Source organism: Rhizobium sp. Root482 (assembly GCF_001426565.1).
Taxonomy (GTDB): Bacteria; Pseudomonadota; Alphaproteobacteria; order Rhizobiales; family Rhizobiaceae; genus Pararhizobium.
In genome coordinates, this window is sequence record NZ_LMFA01000001.1 from 141,706 (window position 1) to 142,914 (window position 1,209).

Annotated in this window: 2 protein-coding genes and 1 pseudogene; all 3 read left to right on the forward strand. The window is 63.8% G+C overall.

Annotated elements, in window-relative coordinates:
• Positions 1-196 (forward strand): annotated as a pseudogene (locus tag ASD31_RS26175) (hypothetical protein); the annotation flags it as partial.
• A 99-nt stretch (positions 197-295) separates the two neighbouring features.
• Positions 296-750 (forward strand): iron-containing alcohol dehydrogenase (locus ASD31_RS27035; protein ID WP_413813769.1); only part of this gene is annotated, 455 nt, incomplete at its 3' end.
• Positions 751-772: 22 nt separating this feature from the next.
• Positions 773-1,209: iron-containing alcohol dehydrogenase (locus ASD31_RS27040; protein WP_413813784.1), on the forward strand; the 437-nt coding region annotated here is incomplete at its 3' end.

The following is a 1,209-nucleotide window of genomic DNA, read 5'->3' on the forward strand; positions in this document are numbered from 1 at the left end:
CAGCGGCTATGCGTCGGTTTCCGGCAGCGACAGCCGCGAAGGCATTCTTGCCGCCATCGCCGAGGCTTCCGGATCAAAGGGCCCTGCCTTCATCGAGCTGCGCATCAAGGCCGGCGCCCGCAAGGATCTCGGCCGCCCGAAGAGCACGCCGCTTGAAAACAAGACCAACCTGATGAAGCAGATCGGCGTGGCCTGATGAAGCTCAGCGACAATTTCAGCTTNAGGATCTCGGCCGCCCGAAGAGCACGCCGCTTGAAAACAAGACCAACCTGATGAAGCAGATCGGCGTGGCCTGATGAAGCTCAGCGACAATTTCAGCTTTGGCAATCCGACCCGCATCATCTTCGGAGCCGGCAAGATTGCCGAGCTGGGATCGCTTGTTGTCGGCCAGCGCATCTGCCTCGTTACCTCGGCCGGCTTCACCCGGCGCGGCCTGACGCAGCGCCTTCGCGATGCCTTCGGCGACCGCCTCGTGCATGTCGTCGATACGATCGATCCCAATCCGGATCTCGATCGTCTYGATGCGATCATCCGCGATGTYCGCGCCGCCGAACCGGATGTCATTCTCGGCCTTGGCGGCGGTAGCGCCATGGACAGCGGCAAGGTCATCGCCAAGGCGGTGAGYGCGCCGGAAGGCTGGACGCTGGCCATGCATTTTCGCGACGGCCAGCCGGTGCACAGGAACGCGCCCCTGCCCTGCTACGTCGTGCCGACCACGTCCGGCACCGGGGCGGAAGTCACGCCCTTCGCNCATTTTCGCGACGGCCAGCCGGTGCACAGGAACGCGCCCCTGCCCTGCTACGTCGTGCCGACCACGTCCGGCACCGGGGCGGAAGTCACGCCCTTCGCAACCGTCTGGGACGAGACGACCAATACAAAATATTCGCTGGCAAATGCTGACATGTTCCCCGTCGCGGCCATTCTCGATCCCGARCTGACCATCGACATGCCGCGCGAAGTGACGCTGGCAACCGGGCTCGATGCCATTTCGCAGGCGCTGGAATCSGTCTGGAACCGCTCCTGCAACGCCATCACCTTCGGCTGGGCGATCAGTTCGCTTCGCCTCTCCCTGAGTGCGCTGGGCAAGGTCGCGAATACCCCAGACGACCTTCAGGCGCGCTCCGACATGGCGCAGGCAAGCCTGCTCGCCGGTCTCTGCATCAGCCATACCCGCACGGCGCTGGCGCATTCCATGTCCTATCCGATTAC